Origin of the sequence: Gordonia jinghuaiqii (assembly GCF_014041935.1) — a bacterium.
In the GTDB taxonomy this organism is placed as follows: domain Bacteria; phylum Actinomycetota; class Actinomycetes; order Mycobacteriales; family Mycobacteriaceae; genus Gordonia; species Gordonia jinghuaiqii.
Genome location: NZ_CP059491.1, coordinates 889,279 through 907,121, shown reverse-complemented (window position 1 = coordinate 907,121; position 17,843 = coordinate 889,279). Strand labels below are relative to the sequence as shown.

Here is a 17,843-nt window from a genome sequence, read left to right as displayed (position 1 = left end):
ATCCGGGAAGCTCTTCACCTCTGCCGAACCCGCCTTCTGGGGCCGGCGTACCCCCGTGCTTCTGGCGGCCGAATCGGCCCAAGCAGTCAGGCGAGTACCGCGATCGGGGCACCACCCCTCCGCGCTACACAGTCAGGTCGTCGAGTCGCATGGTGCGCCCTACGCAGACCCGGCGGTGGTGACGGTCGCGCCGATCGCGGCCTGGTCGAGCAGCACCTCGAAGCCGTCGGCCCACCGCTGTTCCCGCGAGCGGCGGTCTGCGGCGCCGTCGGGTTCGGGCCGGGGACAGGAACGTTCATCGATCATAGACAGGAATTTCTCGCCGATCACCGCGGTCACGTCCGCGGCGATCGCCACCCGACCGTCCCCGGTGACGTGTCCGGTCACCGAGTTCAGCGTGGCATCCTCGGCCGCGGGGACACCACCATCACCAGCGTCTGCGATCCGATGCCCGATGCTCCGGGCGTGCTCATCGATCTCCGCCGGGGTGGCACCGGAGAATGCTTGCGTGAAGAATTCGGCTTCGTAGATGTCGCGGTCGCTTTCAGAAATCGCTGACGGTGAACGCTTCTCGATGTGGTTGACTCCGCGGACGATCGCATCGACGCATTCACAGGCCAGGTAGCCCTCCGCCGCGCAGCCGGCTACCTTCGACAGCGACTCGAGGCTGCCACCGATCCGCAGATACCGCTGTGCGACCGACGGCGGCATACCCATCTCGATCAACACCCCCCGCGTCGTCGACCCCGCCTTCTCGGCAGCGCCGGAGTCGTCGAAGGCCGAGACGTGGACGGCGATCTGGTGGTCGATGACGTTGCGCAACAACCGAAGCTCGTTTATCGCATCGAGCACTGCTTTCCCGGTCGGATTGGCCGGGACGCCGAGTGTTGAGATGATCGCGGATCTCGGTGATCGAGGGCATGAATTCACAGTACGGGCACATCCGTTCGATCAGCCACAACTCTCCACAGGGCAATCACGGCGAATCATGGTTCTTCACAGACACTTTCACTCACACCACACCGGTGAACCCCAGTGGACCGTGGTGAACAGAAGCCCCACCAGTCACACCGGCACCGGCACCGGCACCCGGAGCAGTTCGCCCGACGCCATGCCACGCACGGTGCGCGCGGCGACGACCGTCCATGCGGTCACCAGGATGACGAACCCGGCGACGGCCGCCACCTGGAAGACCCTCCAGCCCAGGGTGAGTGCGAGCGCGCTCGACGCCGTGACGTAGGTGCCGACCGGGAAGGTGAAGGACCACCACGTCATCGCGAAGGGCATGCCGGTGCGCGTCGTGCGCACGGTGAGCCGCGCGGCGATCCCGATCCAGAAGGTGGCCGCCACCCAGACGACCAGCCCATAGGTGAGAGAGAAGTCGTGCATCGCCGCGGCGATCGGCGTCGAGACGACCTGCGGCGCAACATGCGCCAGAAGGCATGCGGCGGTGACCGACTGGCCGAGCGGACCGAGCACGATCCACCAGGTCGGCATCATGTTGGCCGCACCGAGGTCCCCGGTGCGCAGACGGGCCACCAGCGCCACCATGATCGGCGTCGCCGCCAGGAGAGCCAGCGCGAACATCGCGCAACCGATTCCGACTACCAGGTCTCGCGCCCAGCCGGCGTCGAGTTGACCGACCAGGACCGCGGCGGCCGATGCCGACACCATCGGCGGTACGACCGGCATCAACCACCCGCCGAAGGCCTCGCCGACACCCGGCCGAGCGGCGATGAGGTGTCGGTACGGGATGACCAGCGCGGTCACCACACCGCCGAGAGTGCCGACGATCCAGCAGACCACGTCGACGCCGAGTGCCGCCTCACGACCGATGATCGCCGCACCCACGACCATGGTGCTGGTCCCGACCGTCATGACCGCCATCGGCACGGCGCCGTAGAAGTGCGCGACGACACGATGCCCGTGATGACCGCGGGCGACCTGCGGATCGCGCACCCAGTGGCGGATCGTGGCCGCTACCACGCCGATGAACACCGCGCACGCCAGCAACCAGAACCCTGTGGCGACAACGCGCAGACCGGCCGGCTGCCACGGCAGACTGTGCGCTGCGATCGCGATGATCCCCGTGCCCATCACCGCCGCGAACCAGTTGGGCGGAAGGTAGGTCGCCTGCCGAACGGATACGTCGGTCCGGCTCCGGAGGAGGGTCGTCGTGGTCATGTCCCCACCTTCCCGCGGCCGACGGCCCGCCAGTAGGGGCCGAATCCTTGGGAGGTTACAAACCGAGGTTGTAGCCTCTGGGGATGGTGCTCAGTCCGCGGATGCCCGATCTCGCGTCGTTGGAGACGCTGCAGGCGGTCGTGGACACGGGGAGTCTCAACGCGGCCGCAACCGAGCTCGGCGTCACGCAGCAGGCGGTGTCGGCGCGCATCCGCGCGATGGAGACCCAGCTCGGCGTCGCACTGCTCACGCGAACGCCACGCGGTTCGGTGCCGACAGAATCCGGGAGGCTCGTCGCCGAATGGGCCGACAGGTTGCTGACCCTCGCCGGTGAATTCGACGCCGGGCTGGCCGCACTACGCCTCGAACGCCGTGATCAGCTGCGATTGGCTGCCAGTCTCACCATCGCCGAGCACCTGCTCCCCCGCTGGCTGGTCTCCTTCGCGGCCCAGCACGAGCACGCACCGAAGGTCTCGTTCACCGCCACCAACACCGAACAGGCTTGCGCGATGGTCCGCGCGGGCGATGTCGAACTCGGCTTCGTCGAAGGGTCACGTGTCGCTGCGGGAGTCCGGAGCAGAACGGTCGCCCGCGACGAGTTGGTGCTCATCGTTCCGCCCGATCATCCGTGGACGCGAACCCGTAGACCGATCACCGCCGCCGACGTCGCCCGCACCGCACTGGTGACCCGCGAAGAGGGATCGGGCACAAGGGAATTCCTGGAACGCTCGCTGACCTCAGCGCTGGGGCCGGACCGCGAGGTCACCCCGCCGGTGCTCGAACTGTCCACCACGGCATCGGTCCGCGCGGCGGTCATCGCCGGTGCCGGACCGGCGGTGCTCAGCAATCTGTCCGTCGCAGACGATCTCGGGCGGCGGCTGACGCGCATCCCGGTCGAGGACCTCGATCTCGAACGGTCACTACGCGCGGTGTGGCTCGCGGGCCCGCAACCCGCCGCGGGCGCCGCCCGGGACTTCCTCGCGCACATCGGCCGTCACTGAGCCCGACGCTTCGCCGGAGCCCGCGATGGCCATGCCCGCGCCCGTGCCTCAGGGAATCGCGACGGCGTCGTGTTCTCCCCTGCGCGGGAACAACTTCGACATCGCCTCGTGCTGGCGGAGGATGAGCTTGCGGCGGTCGGGGCCATTGATCTTCTCGGCTCGCGCGGCGTTGCCGCCGGCAATCCACACCGGACCGTCGGCGAGATGCTCGAGACCTTCGCGTGCGACGTCGTCGGGTTCGCTCACCCCCATGGCCGCACCGAGGTTCAGTCCGGCGCGCTCCATGGCGGGCGTCCGCGTCACGCCCAGAACCAGCTCGAGCACATCCACTCCGTGATCGCGCAGCTCCAGCCACAACGACTCCGCGAACACCCGCCCGAATGCCTTGACGCCGCCGTACACCGAGAGGTGCGTGCCACCGAGGTAACCGCTCATCGACCCCACCAGCAGCAGACCGCCTCGCCCGCGATCCCGCAGGCGACGACCGAAGTGATGGACCAGCGCCAGCTGCGCGGTGATGTTGAGGTCGATCACGGTGCGGAATCCGTCGAGATCGCCGGTCACGAACTCACTGCCGTAACTGTTGGCCCCGGCATTGTAGACGAGGAGTCCGACGTCGAGATCGGCTGTCGCCGCGATGATCTCGTCGATCGCCGACGACTCGGTCAGATCGACCGACAGGGTCACCGCCCGTACCCCGCGGGCGCGGACCGCCTCGGCGGTCTCTTCGAGCGGGCCCGGCTTGCGGGCGATCAGCACCAGGTCCACACCGGCGTCGGCGAGTTGCAGCGCGAAGGACGCACCGACTCCCTCGGAGCCTCCCGCGATCACCGCCCATGGGCCGTATCTCGCGGGGTCGAAGCCAGCGGGGTCAAGGCCAGCGGGGTCGGAGCGTGCGGTGTCAGACACCGGCATTCGCGTCCTGCTTCTTCTTGAGCTCCAGGGCGATGTCGATGAGCTGGTCTTCCTGACCGCCGACGAGTTTGCGGTTGCCGGCCTCGATCAGGATCTCCGCGGCCGACACCCCGTAACGCTCGGCGTGGCCCTCGGCGTGCTTGAGGAACGAGCTGTAGCAGCCCGCGTAGCCCATCATCATCGCCGAGCGGTCCACCAGGCATTCGGTCGGCATGACCGGACGGACGACATCCTGGGCGGCGTCGGCGATCTTCATGAAGTCGATGCCGGTGCTGATGCCGAGCTTGTCGCACACACCGACGAACGCCTCGGTCGGCGTGTTGCCCGCACCTGCCCCGAAACGGCGGATCGATCCGTCGATCTGTTGCGCCCCGGCACGAATCGCGTTGACGGAGTTGGCCACCGCGATGTCGAGATTCTCGTGACCGTGGAAGCCGACCTGTGCGTCGTCGCCGAGTTCGGCGACCAGTGCCTGCACCCGGACGGTGACGTCCTCGAGCACCAGGGCGCCCGCGGAATCGACCACATACACGCACTGGCAACCGGCGTCGGCCATGATGCGTGCCTGCTGGGCGAGAACTTCCGGGGGCTGGCTGTGACTCATCATCAGGAATCCGACGGTTTCCAGACCGAGCTCGCGCGCGAGCCCGAAGTGCTGGATCGACACATCGGCCTCGGTGCAGTGGGTGGCGATCCGGCAGATCTGGCCGCCGTTGTCCTGGGCCGCCCGAATGTCGTCCTTGGTACCCAGGCCGGGCAACATGAGGAAGGCGATCTTGGCCTGCTTCGCCGTCTCCGCGGCAGCCTTGATCAGTTGCTGTTCGGGCGTTTTGGAGAACCCGTAGTTGAACGACGAGCCGCCCAGACCGTCGCCGTGGGTCACCTCGATGACCGGCACGCCTGCGTCGTCGAGGGCGCCGACGATCGATCGCACCTCGTCGGTGGTGAACTGGTGGCGCTTGTGATGGCTGCCGTCGCGCAACGACGAATCGGTGATCCGGATGTCGAGCGCGTCGGAGTACTTGCGTGCGTTCGCCATCAGTCCCGCATCGCGCGGCGTCGTGTGCACATTGGTGCTCATGCCGAAACTCCCAACTTCTGCTTGGCGATCTCCTCGCCGACCTTGGTGGCGGCGGCGGTCATGATGTCGAGGTTTCCGGCGTACGGCGGCAGGAAGTCTCCCGCGCCCTCGACCTCGACGAAGATCGACACGCGGGCATGTCCGCCGTTGAGCACGCTCGGCGGATCGAACTGTGGGTCCTGCAGCAACCGGTACCCGGGCACGTAGGCCTGTATCTCCTTCTCCCGCCGGTGGATCGACTCGGCGATCGCATCGGTGTCGGCATCTGCCGGGATGGCACAGAAGATGGTGTCGCGCATGATCATCGGCGGGTCGGCGGGGTTCAGGATGATGATCGCCTTGCCGCGATCGGCCCCACCGATCGTCTCCACGCCTGCCGACGTGGTGCGGGTGAACTCGTCGATGTTGGCGCGGGTACCGGGCCCCGCGGAAACCGAGGCCACCGACGCGACGATCTCGGCATAGGGAACCGGCACCACCGAGCTGACCGCGTGCACCATCGGGATGGTCGCCTGTCCACCACACGTGATCATGTTGGTGTTGGGGGCGTCGAGGTGTTCCCGCAGATTCGCCGGCGGCACGACGGCCGGCCCGATAGCCGCGGGCGTCAGGTCGACCGCGATGATCCCCGCCTCCTGGTATCTGGGTGCGTACTCGCGGTGCACGTAGGCCGAGGTCGCCTCGAAGATCAGATCGGGCTTGTCCGACGACGCGAGCAGTTCGTCGGCGCCACCGCTCATGGTGATCAGGCCGCGATCGGCCGCCCGCTTCATTCCTTCGGAGTCGGCGTCGATGCCGACCATCCATCGCGGGTCGATCACCTCCGAGCGCTCCAGCTTGTACATCAGGTCGGTGCCGATGTTGCCCGACCCGATGATCGCTGCGGTCAGCTTGGCTGCCACAAGTGCCTCCTCATGCTCGGTGAGTTCGTGTTGTCTAGGTGAAATCGAGTGTGACGCTGCCCAAGCCGGCGAAGTCGGCCACGAAGTGGTCGCCCGGGGAGATGTCGATGGCCCGGGTCGCGGTGCCCGGGAGGATCAGGTCGCCCTTGCGGAGCCGGACCCCGAAACCCTCGACCTTGCGCGCCAGCCAGCTGACGGCGTTGAGCGGATGCCCCAGCACCGCAGACGAGTTGCCCTTCGCCACGATCTCCCCGTTTCGGTGCAGCACCGCGTCGACGTCGCCGGTGTCGATCTCGTCGATCGGCACCCGTTGCTGTCCGAGGATCCAGCCGCACGACGACGCGTTGTCGGCGATGGTGTCGCAGAGGGTGATCTTCCAGTCCTTGATCCGCGAGTCGATCAACTCGATGGAGGGCACCACCCAGGCGGTCGCGTCGATGACGTCCTGATTGGTGCATCCCTCACCGGGAAGGTCCTCGCCCAGGATGAAGCCGACCTCCACCTCGACGCGCGGAAAGCACAGCTTCCCGGTGTCGATGGGAGTGTGCTCGAAGTACTGCATCTCGTCGAGGAGGTGGCCGTAATCGGGCTCGTCGACGCCCATCATCTTCTGCATCGCCTCCGATGCGAGGCCCACCTTGTGACCGGAGATCTTCGCCCCGTCGGCCAGGCGTTTGCCGATGTTGAGGAGCTGGATCTCGTACGCGTCCACGACGTCGAGATCGGGATGGCTGTCCGTTGGGCGGTCGATGGCGGTCGCCGACTGCTCCGCGTTCCACAGGTCTGCCGCGATGCGCTCGCGTATCGCCTGGTCAACCGCCATATCGGCCTCGCCTCCCGGATGTGAACCTGTTCTAGTTTAGAACACGTTGCAGTGATGCGACACCGGCAACCGCTCAACCGATACGAGGACGATTTCCACGCACGACGACGTGACGTCACACCGTCGCGGCTGCCTCGACTCCCATGTAGGCCTGTTCGATGCGCCCGGGGTTCGCCTTGAGCGCCGACGCCCGATCGTCGATGGCAATGGCGCCGTGGACGAGAACGGCAGCCTTGTCCGCCACGCCGAGGGCGAGGTGGACGTGCTGCTCGACGAGCAACACACCCATGCCGGTTTCGGTGGCGAGGCGGCGCAGCACTGCGAGTATCTCGTCGACGACAACCGGGGCCAGACCCATGCTGAGCTCGTCGATGAGCAACACCTTGGGCCGTTGAACTATCGCTCGGCCGATGGCGAGCATCTGCTGTTCTCCACCCGAGAGCCTGCCGGCATCCACTTTGAGACGCCTCTCGAGTGACGGGAAGTACTCGAGGACCTGGTCCACGGCGGCGGCGCGACGGGCCCGCTCCCGGACGGCCAGACGCAGGTTCTGCACCGTGGACAGCTGCCTGAACAGAGCGCGGTCGTCGGAAACCAGCACCATCCCCGCCCGCACCGTGTCACGAGGACGTCCGCTCCCGAGCGATGTTCCGGCCACCTCGACGACGCCGTCGAATCTCGGCAGCATGCCGGCAAGAGCCAACAGCAGCGTCGTCTTGCCTGCGCCGTTCGGACCGAGCAGGCACCGGATCTCACCCGGCTCGACCACAAGGTCGACGTTGCGGACACACGGCCGTTGCTTGATGTAACCGGTCGACAGTCCGCGACAGTTCAGAGCGCTCATGACAGGACCTCCCGGGTGCTTGTGACCTCGGTTGCTGTGTGTAGTTCCGGGATCGCCTCGTGCTCGACGTCGAGCTCACCACTGGGCATCCCCAGGTAGGCCCGGATGACGGACTCATCGGTGCGGATCTGCTCGGGGGTTCCGATCGCGATCACCTTGCCCAGATCGAGGACCACCACGCGGTCACAGATCGACAGGACGAGGTCCATGTCATGGTCGACCATCAGGATCGACGTCCCTGCGTTCCTCGCCATCCGCAATCGTTCGCCCAGCCATTGACTCTCGGAGGAGTCCAGTCCGGCAGCCGGCTCGTCGAGCAGCGCGACGCGCGGTGACGCCGCCAGCACACGTGCCACCGAGACCAACTGTCGTCGGCCCTGTGACAGGGTGGCGACCTCGACGTCGGCCACCTCGTCGAGTCCCACCATCTCCAGCACATTCGCCACGCGCCTATCCGCCGGTACGTCCGACCGCGACCGGCTCGCGCCGACCGTGACGTTCTCGATCACCGACAGGTCGTCGTAGAGTTCGACGTCCTGAAAGCTCCGGCCCAGGCCTCGGCGGCTGCGCACATGCGGGCGCAACGCGCTGATCTCGCAGCCGTCGAGCCGGACCGTACCGGTGGACGGCGCGAATCCGGTCAACGCATCGATGACGGTGGTCTTGCCGGCACCGTTCGGTCCGATGAGCCCGACGATCTCCCCCGCAAAGACCTCGAACGAGACGTCCTCTGCGGCAACCACTGCGCCGTAGCGGACACCCACCCGGTCCACGGCGAGGACAGGACTGGTCCGGTCGATCGCCGGCGCGGGAGCTCCCGCGGTCGCGGGAGCAGCGACCGGCGCCACCTCCCCGGCCGGCCGGCGATGCATCGACGGCAGTGCAGGCCACGGGACGTGCGGCAACCGGCTCGCAATACCGTCCGGGTTGACCATCACGGAGACGATCAACAGGATTCCGCTGATCAGCGTGTAGTACTCACCGATGTCGGCAGTCCGGTCGAGGACGATGTAGAGCAGACCGCCGGGCGCCATGATGCCGGCGAGGATACCGCCGGTGATGGAGGTGATACCGGCGATGTACATGACCGCGAACAGGCTGATCCCCAGGAACACGGTGAAGGATTCGGCGGTCGCAAGGGTCTGCTGATAGCCGAGCAGGGAACCGCCCAGGCCGGCGATGAAAGCGCCGATCCCGAAGGCGGCCAACTTGGTTCGCGACACATTGATCCCGGTGGCCGCCGCCGACCGCTCGTTGGCACGGACGGCCAGCATGTCGGTGCCGAGTGTGCTGCGGCGCAACCACACCACGCCGAGACCCACGACGACCAATACGAGCAGAGACAGGATGCCGAAGGCCAGCCGCGGATAGCCCTCCCCCGCGCCGATCCCGAGGTCGATCCCGAAGATCCGCGGCGTGTCGATGGGCGCGCCGGCCATGCCGCCGTTGAGCGACGGGTTCCGGAACCAGAACGCCTCCAGGAACACCGCGAGAGCGAGCGTCACGACCGTCAGGGGGAGGCCCCGGACGCGCAGAGCCGGGAGACCCACGACGACGCCGAGCACGGTGGCGAACACGGCTGCGATCAGGGGCGCGAACGGAAACGGGATGCCCAGGTGGGTGTTGAGCACCGAGAGTGCGTAGGCGCCGACACCGGCGAGGGTCAGCTGCGCGAGAGACACCTGTCCCGCGTACCCGGTGACGACGACCTGCGACAGGGCGACGACGGCGAAGATGATGCTGGTGATGACTGCGGCCCGGTAGCTGCCGGTGGTCACCATCAGTGCGATGACAGCCACCACGATCGACACCAGCGCCGGGAGCAGGATGTGCTCCGGTCGCGGCGCCCGCCCCAGTGCCTGCCTCACGACCGCGCCACGGTCGGGCAGCGGCCGCCCCTTCACGACCAGGAAGCCGAGAATGAGGAGGAGTGGAATCGCCTCGGAGAGGCCGGTTTTGGGGAGAAAGTCGAAGGTGTTCTGCAGATTCGTCGCCTCGGACTGCATCGCCCCGATCGCGATGCCTGCGGTCACCGTGAGCCAGATGGACGAGAAGTTCCCCACGAGCGTCGCGGCCAGCGCGGGCACGATGAACATCGTGTAGGCGACCGGGTTCAGTGCGACCAGCGGCGCGATCAGGATGCCGCCGAGTCCGGCGAGCACCGACGACAGCGCCCAGTTGCTGAACGCGATCTTGTCCGGTGAGAGTCCGGTCAGGTAGGCACCCTTCTCCGACTCCGCAGCCGCTTCGGTGGCGACGCCGAACCTGGTGTAGCGGAAGGCGATCGTGGTGACGATCGCCAGGCCGACGACGCAACCGGCAAGCCACAGGCGGTCGGTCGGTGCGACGCTGCCGCCGATGGGGATCGTCTTCATCGGGAAGATCGGCTCCACCAGCGGGATCTCGGTACCGACCCGCTGTGCGATGACCGCCTGCAGCACGATCATCAGGCCGATCGACGCCACCGCCTTGGCGACGACCGAGGCATTGCGCATCGGCCGGAAGATCAGCGCGTAACACAGCACGCCGAGCAACGCGGCGATGACGAGCGCGATCAGCATGGCCGGGAACACCCCAAGAGGTCCACCGAGCTGGACCGTCTTGGGGAGTCCCGGTATCGGGACCATCAACTCCCCGTCCCTCAGCAGGACGTATGTGTACGCGGTATAGAGCGCGACCGCGCCGGTCGCGAAGTTCACGACGCCGGAGCTTTTGAAGGTCATCACGAGCGCGAGCCCGATCGCCGCATACACAGCACCGTTGCCGAGGCCGAGTACGAGATATGAGAGATGGTCGGTCATGTCACTTCCTTTGTGCCCTCGGTGCTTACGCTGACGGCTTCTGTCCGGCGAGCTTCAGGTCGACCGGGACACCATCGTCGTTGAGGGGGCCGTAGAGCATCTGCGTCGAGCACAGGGTCGGCATCTGAGGGAAGGCGGTGCCGTCGCATGTGAAGGTGATCCCGCCGCCGGCCGGCATCTCGACGTCCTTCGCCGACTTCAGTGCCTGTGCAATGGACGCCGCGTTGACCTCACCCTGGACATCCTTGGATGCACGGACGAGTCCGAGAACGACTTGGTAGCCGGACGAACCCGCTCCGGTGATCGACAGGTCAGGTGCGTACTGCCCCATCACGCTGCGGTAGAGGACGGTGTCGGGCTGATCGGAGAGATAGTCGGTTGCCGTGATGCCGATGTTGCCCTTGATCGCGTCCATTCCGACGACCTTGGTGACGTTCGGGTCCAGGCACGTCGGGATCAGGAGCTTCTTCACATTCGGGTCCTGTGTCTGCACCGCCTTCAGCACCGAGGCGCAGGTGCCCGCGTCGGCGACCACGCTGATCCCGTCCGGCTTCTCCGACAGGCCTGCGGTCACCATGGGCGTCGGGTCGGGCACTCCGAGAGGGATCGGCACGACCTTCAGATCGACACCCATTCCCTGGAAGATGGGGCCACCCATCTGGCTGATCACGGTGCCGATCCCACCGCCGTCACTGGCGAAGATGGTGACCTTCTTCAGGCCCGCATCTTTTGCCGCAGTGGCGGTGGTGGTCAGCGACCCCGGAAGACCCGAGGACAAGGCCGACACACCGGGCGAGGACAACTCGGCCGCGGACACCGCGTTGAGGGTGACGTACGGGATCTTGGCGCCGGAGATGATCGGTACGATCACCTGCCCCATCGAGGTACCGGGCGTGAGGACGGCCGCGACCCCCTGCTCGACCAGCTCGTTGGCGCATTTGGTGGCCGAGGTCGGCTCCTCCTGCTGCTTGCACACGACAAGCTCCACCGGTCGACCCGCCAGACCGCCGGCGTTGTCGTTGACGTACTTGACCGCGGCCTCGGCACCCTGGCGGTACTCGGGAATCGACACCGCCGCACCACCTTCGGGAGAGATGAAGCCGACCTTGACGGGCGCGCCGTCGGCCGGGTCCGCAGGCAGGGACGTCGTCGGAGCCGCCGAGGCATCATTGCTCGACGACTCGTCACTGCCGCATGCCGTCAGCCCCGCCATGCTCACCAGCGCCAACGCGCTCAGGCCGGCAATCGCTCGCCTATGGCGAGTTTGTCCACCCAGTTTCATTCCAGGTACTCCTTCACAAGAACTGCGAGGCGCGCGTGCCGAACGGGACATCCAACACATCGGCTCCCCCCGCGGAATTCGCATCACCCATCGATGCAAGCAGTGAATTATGTACGGACGGAACGACGATGCGGAGACAGCGTTTCCCGGTGACCGGGAGGTTCGTCGGCAATCCATCCGTCGGCTCGATGACGCTTCGCACATATTGACAGGTTGTGACAAAAATGGTCACCTCGATACGTGCTCACCGCCGACGACCCAGCCGCCTCCGCGTCCGGTGCCTCGCCCCGCGGACGCGGACGGCCGTCGGTGATCGATTCGGGAGCGGTGGCCGAGGCCGCGTTCCGGCTCTGGCGTGAACGCGGGTTCCGCGACACCAGCTGGGCCGATCTGGCCGATGCCACCGGCGTCAGCACCCGGACCCTGCTCCGCCACTTCCCCACCAAGGCCGACATCGCCTGGATCGGGGTGCCTCGAGCCACCGCCCGCCTTCGGGATGCGCTCGCGGCGACTTCGCCCACCAGCGCCCTCGACGACGCCATCCGCACCGGCGTGGTGAGTTCGGTGTCCCACGACCCCCGCGTGCAGCGCGTCAACCCTGCGTGGCTGCGCCTGATCGCCGGCGAACCCGAACTGATCGCGATGGCACCCGCCGCATACCGCCCGTGGATCGACGAGCTCGCGGGATTCATCAAGCGGCGGGTTCCTGCTGCGCCGCAGGCAGTCTGCCGTGCACTCGCCTCCGCCTACCAGGCCGCGGCGTTCGCCGCCCTCACCGAGTGGGCCGACGCCGGCGCACAGGGAGATTCCGCGGACGCCGTCGATGCGATGCTCGCCTGGATCGACATCCGGATTCCGGACATACAGACCGGTTCGTGAGCCCCGTATCCCAGCGGTTTTCGCCTTCCGTCCGAACACAGCCCCCGCCCCACCGTCACCCCGATACTCAGCCCCAGCCCGAACCGAGGAGATCCCGATGTCCGACAACAACCCACCACCCGTCTCGGCGACGACCGCTGTCGACCCACTGGCACCGGCCCGCCTGGGGCCGGTGTCGATGCGTAACCGCATCATCAAGTCCGCGACCTTCGAAGGTGTCACCCGAAATGCCCTGGTGACAGACGAACTCATCGACTTCCACGTCGCCGTGGGCAAGGGCGGCGTCGGCATGACCACCGTCGCCTACCTCGCGGTGGCCCCGGAGGGACGTACCGAGCGCGACCAGATCTATTGGCGACCGGAGGCTTTGCCGGGCCTACGACGATTGACCGACGCGGTGCATGCGACCGGCGCCAAGGTGTCGGCCCAGATCGGACACGCCGGGCCGGTCGCGAACTCCCGGTCCAACGGGTTGCCCTCCATCGCCCCTTCGTCCCGGCCCAATCCGCTGGCGATGGGATTCGATCGCGCAGCCTCCGAGGGCGACATCGCCCGGGTCATCACCGCGCACGGGCAGGCCGCACGCATGGCCAAGGACGTCGGCTTCGACGCCGTCGAGATCCACCTCGGACACAACTATCTCGCCAGCTCCTTTCTGAGTCCGAACATCAACCGCCGCAAAGACTCCTGGGGAGGGCCGCTGGCCAACCGCGCGGAGTTCGCGCGTCGTATCGTGGCCGAGGTCGGCGAGGCGGTCGGAGGCGAGATCGCCGTGCTGGCCAAGGTGAACATGGCCGACGGGGTACCCGGAGGCCTGTGGCTCGACGAATCCCTGCAATTCGCGCAGATGCTCGAGACCGACGGGCATCTCGACGCGATCGAACTGACCGGCGGTTCGTCGCTACTCGACCCGATGTACCTGTTCCGCGGCGACGTGCCGGTCCGCGCGATGGCCGAGACACAGTCCGGCATAGTCAAAGTCGGAATGAAGCTGTTCGGCCGCTTCGTGTTCAAGAAGTACCCGTACCAACCGCTCTACTTCCGCGATCACGCGCGCCAGTTCCGTCAGGCACTGAACATGCCCCTCGTGCTGCTCGGCGGAGTCACCGACCACGCAGGCATGACCACCGCGATGACCGACGGCTTCGAGTTCGTGGCGATGGCCCGCGCACTACTGCGCGAACCGGACCTGATCAACCGCATCCAGATGGATCTGGCGACGACCTCGCTGTGCATCCACTGCAACCTCTGCGCAGCCAGCATCTTCACCGGCACCCGGTGTCCGCTCGCGGTCGGCACCAGGGAGTGACCACCGGAACGCCGGCATCTTTCTGTGCAGCATTTCCGTGAGCTACTTCACATCGTCCACTCGATGTGGTTCTATTCCTAATAGAAACAGCCACGTCAGGGCGATCTTGCACATCAAGGTTGCAGCCCTAGAGGAGGACCGACCGGCATGTCCATTCCGACCGAGATCGTCGACGATTCCCCATCAGCGCCGAGCGCCATCCTCGATCGGCTGTCGCTCGTCCTCGACGCCTTCGACGGCCGGGGCAGACTCAGCCTCGCCGAGATCGTGTTGCGCACCGGACTCCCCCGTTCCTCGGCACATCGGATGCTCGACCGTCTCGTCGCCCTGAAATGGCTGAGCCGAGAGGGCCGCAGTTACAGCCTCGGCATACGGCTCGTCGAACTGGGGTCGCTCGCCGTTCACCAGGACCGTGTGCACGCTGCGTCCATGGAACACCTGCACCACCTCTATCGCACGACCGGCATGGTGGTTCACCTGGCCGTCCTCGACGGTGAGGACGTGGTCTATCTGGAGAAGATCGGCGGGCGACTCGCGCCCCTCGTACCCACCCGGATCGGCGGGCGCCGGAACGCGCACAAGTCGGCGCTGGGCCGGGCGCTGCTGGCCTACAACGGACAGCAGATCCCCGGTGCCGACCTGATCCTGGAACACGGAATCGCTTACGAGCGCAACGAATCCCTGAGCGGATTCGGATGCATCGCCGCGCCGATCGGCCCGATCGGCGAGGCGACCACGGCGGTGTCTGTGTGCGGGCCACTACGCGACCTGACCTTCGATTCCACGATGATCACCCCCGTACGCCTGACCGCCGGCGCGATCTGGCGCAGCATGAGCAACGGAACCCGGGTCACCCCGACCCTCCAGCGTCGCAACATGATGCGCTCGATGCCCACCGCCGCCCGCGTCCTCGCCGAAGGCTGACCCGGCGCCGGCATCATCCAGGCTCGCCCCGCTCCGCAGGGAGATCGCGCCACACGCCGGGGTTCTTGGGGATCGGCAGACCGCGCTCGTCGCGCTCAGCGATGGTCTCGAATCTCTCTGCGGCCGCGTCGATCTCGCCCAGCAGCTCTTCGGCGAGCTCGATCTCCGACTGGTAGTGGCGGTGCGCCCAGCGCAGACTCAGCTGAGAGAACGCCCAGCCCGGCTCGGCTTCGGAATGCTCGGCGTGCAGCGCAGCACGTTCCGCTGCCGCGCGGAGATTCGCGATATGTGCGTGCACAACACGTTTGAGTTCCTCGGGCGTCTGGAGATGGCCCATGTACATACGGAGCATCACACCGTCTTTGAGAACCGGGATGTCGATGTCCGCCGAACGCGACCAGCTGCGGAGCGCCTCGAGTCCTTTGTCGGTGATTCCGTAGACGCGCCTGCCGCGCACACCTTCGTCGGACACCTTCCGCGACACGACGAGCGACTGATCCTCGAGCTTCTTCAACTCGGCGTACACCTGACTCACCGAGGGACTCCAGTAGAAGAACCCGATGCTCCAGTCCGCCCACTTCTTCAGATCGTTGCCGGTCAGCTCCTCCCCGAACGACAACATGCCGAGCACCGCCCAGCTCGTAGCCGGCAGGTTCGGGTAAGAATCGTCGCTCACCAGCCGAGACTACCAACGCGACCCCCTCTGATCGGCCTCCGCTTTCCCGGCCACCGGGAGCCCGCCATGCCCGGCCGGCGCATCTCCCGTCCACCGGGAGATCAGCACGCGCGTGGTCCACGACCCGGTTAGCGTGACCATCCATGAACGACCGAACCATCTTCATCGTCGATGAGGTCGTCCTCAAAGCCGGTGCCGCACGCGATTTCGTCGCCGCATACCTCGATGAGTACGCACCCTCCGCCCAACGACGAGGCCTGACGCTTGATCGGGTCATCGTCACACCACCGATCTGGCTCGACGACGACAGCAACACAGTGACCGCAACATGGTCGGTACCGGGCACCCGAGCGTGGTGGCAGACGATGATCGTGGCCAGACACGACCCCTCCCCCTCACAGTGGTGGGCGGACATGGCTCCGCTCATCGTCGAGCGCTCCCGGTCCATGGCCGCGGACGTCGGCGATGTGGATGGACTCTGCATGGCGGAAGGACTGGACGTGGTGGAAGGACTGGACGATGTATGAGGTCACCCGACTCGTGAACGTCGTCGAGCCCGGCGACGAACAGGTGGTGGCCGCGGTCGCCGACCAGATCTCCGCCGCCGCCACCGCCACCGGTGCGCGTACGACGCTGGTGTCGCCGACCCTGCCCGGAGCACGCAACGGGGGTGACGTCGTCGCCCACCTGCAGTTCGACTGCGAGGATCAATGGCGGCGCACCCGCGCCGACTTCGACCTGGCCACCTCGAGCGCATCGGTCGCGCGCATCAACTCGGTCGAGTACCACGGTGGGAATACACGATGGGCGGTGGACTCCGGCCGTCGTCATCCCGCCTCTCACGGAACCGTCTACCGCACACTGTTACTGCGCGTCGACGAGACGGCCACGTGCGCTCAGATCGACGAGTTCGAGGAAGCCCTGCTGCGCATGCCGCGGTACATCGGCTCCATCCAGGCATGGCAGCTCAGCCATGTGGCCGTGGCGCACGGCGACTCGCGGTGGACGCACGTATGGGAGCAGGAGTTCGCCGACGTCGACGGTCTGCTCCGCGAGTACATGGACCACCCTTTCCACTGGGCTTCGGTGGATCCGTTCTTCGACCCGGAAAATCCCAAGTGCATCGTGAAAGACCGGGTATGTCACAGCTTCTGCCTCACGGAGGACCACGTGGTGGCGCCGGCGGAACCAGCCCGATCGGTGGACTCGGCGCTGTGACGACTCCACGCGCGGCGGCCTCTCGCGCACAGAGAAGCCGCCACCGCGATAATGGTCGGTCAGCGTGTCAAGAATGCGAGAACCGCTGACTCCCAGGCTTTCTGTTGTTCGATCATGACCCAGTGACCGCAGTTGGGGAAGATGTGGACCTCGCCGAACGGCAGGGTTCGCATCGGGATGATCGACATGTCGACAGGACTCACCCGGTCGTCACGTCCCCAGGTGATCAGGGTCGGCACCTCGAGCCGTCGGAGATTCGCCCAGCCGGGCGACGCCTCCGAGTTCCGCATCGCATCGGTCATGCGCTGCAGCGCAGCCGAGCCGTACATGGCGCGCGAACTCGCCAGCGTGTCCGGATCCGTGGCCTGCTCCCACCTCTCCTCGACCATCTCCTCGGTGATCAGCGAGCGATCGAAGACCATCGAATTCAGCCATGCGACCAGGGATTCGCGGGTCGGGTTCTCGACGAACTCGCTGAGGCGGATGATGCCTTCGCCCGGTTGCGGACCGAAGAGGTTTGTACCGGCACCGCCGACCGTCACCAGGCGTTCCACCCGGTCCGGCGCGGCGAGGGCGAAGTCGGTGGCGATGAAGCCGCCCATCGAGTTGCCGATCATTCGGACGCGTCCGAGGTCGAGACCGTCGAGGAAGGCCCGGATTGCGGTCTGCGCGGACTGCATCGGGTGCGGAACCCCGAAACCGTCACTGACGCCGAAGCCCGGCAATTCGAGTACGAAAGTCCGGAAATGCTCCGCCAGGGCCGGGAGATTGTTCCGGAAGTTCCGCCATCCGGTGACCCCGGGCCCCGAGCCGTGCAGCAGGACCAACGGCGGCCCGTCGCCGGCCTCTCGATAGCGCAACACACCGTGTTCGGTGGGCAATTCGAGGAGCGCCGGCCCGGTCTGGGTGTCGGCAGTCCGGGTGTCGGCGGTCTGGGCGTCGGCGGTCCGGGTGTCGGGGTTGATCGTCATCTGACGAGCGTGCCACCGCCACGTCGGCGTGAC

The 17,843-nt window shown here is 66.7% G+C and carries 17 protein-coding genes; 6 read left to right on the top strand and 11 right to left on the bottom strand.

The window, feature by feature from the left end; genetic code table 11:
* Nucleotides 1-159: 159 nt before the first annotated feature.
* Both H1R19_RS04020 and H1R19_RS04015 read right to left on the bottom strand, forming a co-directional pair.
* On the bottom strand, nucleotides 160-852 hold the full coding sequence (locus H1R19_RS04020) for a DUF222 domain-containing protein (RefSeq protein ID WP_244970866.1): 693 nt from the start codon (nucleotides 850-852) through the stop codon (nucleotides 160-162).
* A gap of 213 nt (nucleotides 853-1,065) precedes the next feature.
* Nucleotides 1,066-2,184 (bottom strand): TDT family transporter, encoded by a 1,119-nt coding sequence (locus tag H1R19_RS04015; protein ID WP_219850628.1) that lies wholly within the window; start codon nucleotides 2,182-2,184, stop codon nucleotides 1,066-1,068.
* A gap of 83 nt (nucleotides 2,185-2,267) precedes the next feature.
* On the opposite strand from H1R19_RS04015, the gene H1R19_RS04010 reads away from it, so the two are divergent.
* On the top strand, nucleotides 2,268-3,185 hold the full coding sequence (locus H1R19_RS04010) for a LysR family transcriptional regulator (protein WP_219850627.1): 918 nt from the start codon (nucleotides 2,268-2,270) through the stop codon (nucleotides 3,183-3,185).
* A 48-nt stretch (nucleotides 3,186-3,233) separates the two neighbouring features.
* Here the strand turns inward: H1R19_RS04010 and H1R19_RS04005 are convergent, their stop codons facing one another.
* The 7 genes from H1R19_RS04005 to H1R19_RS03975 form a co-directional block, all read right to left on the bottom strand.
* The gene (locus tag H1R19_RS04005; RefSeq protein ID WP_219850626.1) at nucleotides 3,234-4,100 is read right to left on the bottom strand and encodes an SDR family NAD(P)-dependent oxidoreductase; all 867 of its coding nucleotides are present in this window, start codon (nucleotides 4,098-4,100) and stop codon (nucleotides 3,234-3,236) included.
* Nucleotides 4,087-5,181 (bottom strand): 4-hydroxy-2-oxovalerate aldolase, encoded by a 1,095-nt coding sequence (gene dmpG / locus H1R19_RS04000; RefSeq protein ID WP_219850625.1) that lies wholly within the window; start codon nucleotides 5,179-5,181, stop codon nucleotides 4,087-4,089. Before dmpG ends, H1R19_RS04005 begins: the two co-directional genes overlap by 14 nt.
* Nucleotides 5,178-6,083: an acetaldehyde dehydrogenase (acetylating) gene (locus H1R19_RS03995; protein ID WP_188329531.1), complete on the bottom strand. Its 906-nt coding sequence runs from the start codon at nucleotides 6,081-6,083 to the stop codon at nucleotides 5,178-5,180. Before H1R19_RS03995 ends, dmpG begins: the two co-directional genes overlap by 4 nt.
* Nucleotides 6,084-6,117: 34 nt before the next feature.
* The gene (locus H1R19_RS03990; protein WP_188329530.1) at nucleotides 6,118-6,906 is read right to left on the bottom strand and encodes a 2-keto-4-pentenoate hydratase; all 789 of its coding nucleotides are present in this window, start codon (nucleotides 6,904-6,906) and stop codon (nucleotides 6,118-6,120) included.
* A 115-nt stretch (nucleotides 6,907-7,021) separates the two neighbouring features.
* Nucleotides 7,022-7,750 (bottom strand): ABC transporter ATP-binding protein, encoded by a 729-nt coding sequence (locus H1R19_RS03985; protein WP_219850624.1) that lies wholly within the window; start codon nucleotides 7,748-7,750, stop codon nucleotides 7,022-7,024.
* On the bottom strand, nucleotides 7,747-10,551 hold the full coding sequence (locus tag H1R19_RS03980) for a branched-chain amino acid ABC transporter permease/ATP-binding protein (RefSeq protein ID WP_219850623.1): 2,805 nt from the start codon (nucleotides 10,549-10,551) through the stop codon (nucleotides 7,747-7,749). The genes H1R19_RS03985 and H1R19_RS03980 overlap by 4 nt, the downstream gene beginning before the upstream one ends.
* Nucleotides 10,552-10,576: 25 nt before the next feature.
* Nucleotides 10,577-11,833 carry an ABC transporter substrate-binding protein gene (locus tag H1R19_RS03975; protein WP_188329527.1) on the bottom strand — a complete coding sequence of 419 codons (1,257 nt, stop codon included), beginning with the start codon at nucleotides 11,831-11,833 and terminating at the stop codon, nucleotides 10,577-10,579.
* A gap of 309 nt (nucleotides 11,834-12,142) precedes the next feature.
* Here H1R19_RS03975 and H1R19_RS03970 point away from each other — a divergent pair, with 309 nt between their 5' ends.
* The 3 genes from H1R19_RS03970 (at nucleotide 12,143) to H1R19_RS03960 (ending at nucleotide 14,945) form a co-directional block, all read left to right on the top strand.
* A complete protein-coding gene (locus H1R19_RS03970; RefSeq protein ID WP_244970865.1) occupies nucleotides 12,143-12,712 on the top strand; it encodes a TetR/AcrR family transcriptional regulator in 570 nt (189 codons plus the stop codon).
* 97 nt (nucleotides 12,713-12,809) lie between these two features.
* The gene (locus H1R19_RS03965) at nucleotides 12,810-14,021 is read left to right on the top strand and encodes an NADH:flavin oxidoreductase (protein WP_219850622.1); all 1,212 of its coding nucleotides are present in this window, start codon (nucleotides 12,810-12,812) and stop codon (nucleotides 14,019-14,021) included.
* A 147-nt stretch (nucleotides 14,022-14,168) separates the two neighbouring features.
* Complete coding sequence (locus tag H1R19_RS03960; protein ID WP_188329524.1) at nucleotides 14,169-14,945, top strand: IclR family transcriptional regulator; 777 nt, start codon at nucleotides 14,169-14,171, stop codon at nucleotides 14,943-14,945.
* A 13-nt stretch (nucleotides 14,946-14,958) separates the two neighbouring features.
* Here H1R19_RS03960 and H1R19_RS03955 read toward each other — a convergent pair whose 3' ends face one another.
* Nucleotides 14,959-15,567: a PadR family transcriptional regulator gene (locus H1R19_RS03955; RefSeq protein WP_188329736.1), complete on the bottom strand. Its 609-nt coding sequence runs from the start codon at nucleotides 15,565-15,567 to the stop codon at nucleotides 14,959-14,961.
* A 197-nt stretch (nucleotides 15,568-15,764) separates the two neighbouring features.
* Here H1R19_RS03955 and H1R19_RS03950 point away from each other — a divergent pair, with 197 nt between their 5' ends.
* Together H1R19_RS03950 and H1R19_RS03945 are read left to right on the top strand one after the other, a co-directional pair.
* Nucleotides 15,765-16,148, top strand: a complete 384-nt coding sequence (locus H1R19_RS03950) for a hypothetical protein (protein WP_219850621.1) — start codon at nucleotides 15,765-15,767, stop codon at nucleotides 16,146-16,148.
* On the top strand, nucleotides 16,141-16,839 hold the full coding sequence (locus tag H1R19_RS03945; protein ID WP_219850620.1) for a Dabb family protein: 699 nt from the start codon (nucleotides 16,141-16,143) through the stop codon (nucleotides 16,837-16,839). The genes H1R19_RS03950 and H1R19_RS03945 overlap by 8 nt, the downstream gene beginning before the upstream one ends.
* A 59-nt stretch (nucleotides 16,840-16,898) precedes the next feature.
* Here the strand turns inward: H1R19_RS03945 and H1R19_RS03940 are convergent, their stop codons facing one another.
* Nucleotides 16,899-17,810 (bottom strand): alpha/beta fold hydrolase, encoded by a 912-nt coding sequence (locus H1R19_RS03940; RefSeq protein ID WP_188329521.1) that lies wholly within the window; start codon nucleotides 17,808-17,810, stop codon nucleotides 16,899-16,901.
* Between the last annotated feature and the right edge of the window lie 33 nt (nucleotides 17,811-17,843).

Excerpts from the sequence above, each read along its gene's own strand:
- H1R19_RS04005 (WP_219850626.1), bottom strand. The coding sequence starts at position 4,100 with ATGCCGGTGTCTGACACCGCACGCTCCGACCCCGCTGGCCTTGACCCC.
- H1R19_RS03985 (WP_219850624.1), bottom strand. The coding sequence starts at position 7,750 with ATGAGCGCTCTGAACTGTCGCGGACTGTCGACCGGTTACATCAAGCAA.
- H1R19_RS03960 (WP_188329524.1), top strand. The coding sequence starts at position 14,169 with ATGTCCATTCCGACCGAGATCGTCGACGATTCCCCATCAGCGCCGAGC.
- H1R19_RS03990 (WP_188329530.1), bottom strand. The coding sequence starts at position 6,906 with ATGGCGGTTGACCAGGCGATACGCGAGCGCATCGCGGCAGACCTGTGG.
- H1R19_RS03950 (WP_219850621.1), top strand. The coding sequence starts at position 15,765 with ATGAACGACCGAACCATCTTCATCGTCGATGAGGTCGTCCTCAAAGCC.
- H1R19_RS04010 (WP_219850627.1), top strand. The coding sequence starts at position 2,268 with ATGGTGCTCAGTCCGCGGATGCCCGATCTCGCGTCGTTGGAGACGCTG.
- dmpG (WP_219850625.1), bottom strand. The coding sequence starts at position 5,181 with ATGAGCACCAATGTGCACACGACGCCGCGCGATGCGGGACTGATGGCG.
- H1R19_RS03955 (WP_188329736.1), bottom strand. The coding sequence starts at position 15,567 with ATGTTGTCGTTCGGGGAGGAGCTGACCGGCAACGATCTGAAGAAGTGG.
- H1R19_RS03975 (WP_188329527.1), bottom strand. The coding sequence starts at position 11,833 with ATGAAACTGGGTGGACAAACTCGCCATAGGCGAGCGATTGCCGGCCTG.
- H1R19_RS03965 (WP_219850622.1), top strand. The coding sequence starts at position 12,810 with ATGTCCGACAACAACCCACCACCCGTCTCGGCGACGACCGCTGTCGAC.
- H1R19_RS03940 (WP_188329521.1), bottom strand. The coding sequence starts at position 17,810 with ATGACGATCAACCCCGACACCCGGACCGCCGACGCCCAGACCGCCGAC.
- H1R19_RS03980 (WP_219850623.1), bottom strand. The coding sequence starts at position 10,551 with ATGACCGACCATCTCTCATATCTCGTACTCGGCCTCGGCAACGGTGCT.
- H1R19_RS03945 (WP_219850620.1), top strand. The coding sequence starts at position 16,141 with ATGTATGAGGTCACCCGACTCGTGAACGTCGTCGAGCCCGGCGACGAA.
- H1R19_RS04015 (WP_219850628.1), bottom strand. The coding sequence starts at position 2,184 with ATGACCACGACGACCCTCCTCCGGAGCCGGACCGACGTATCCGTTCGG.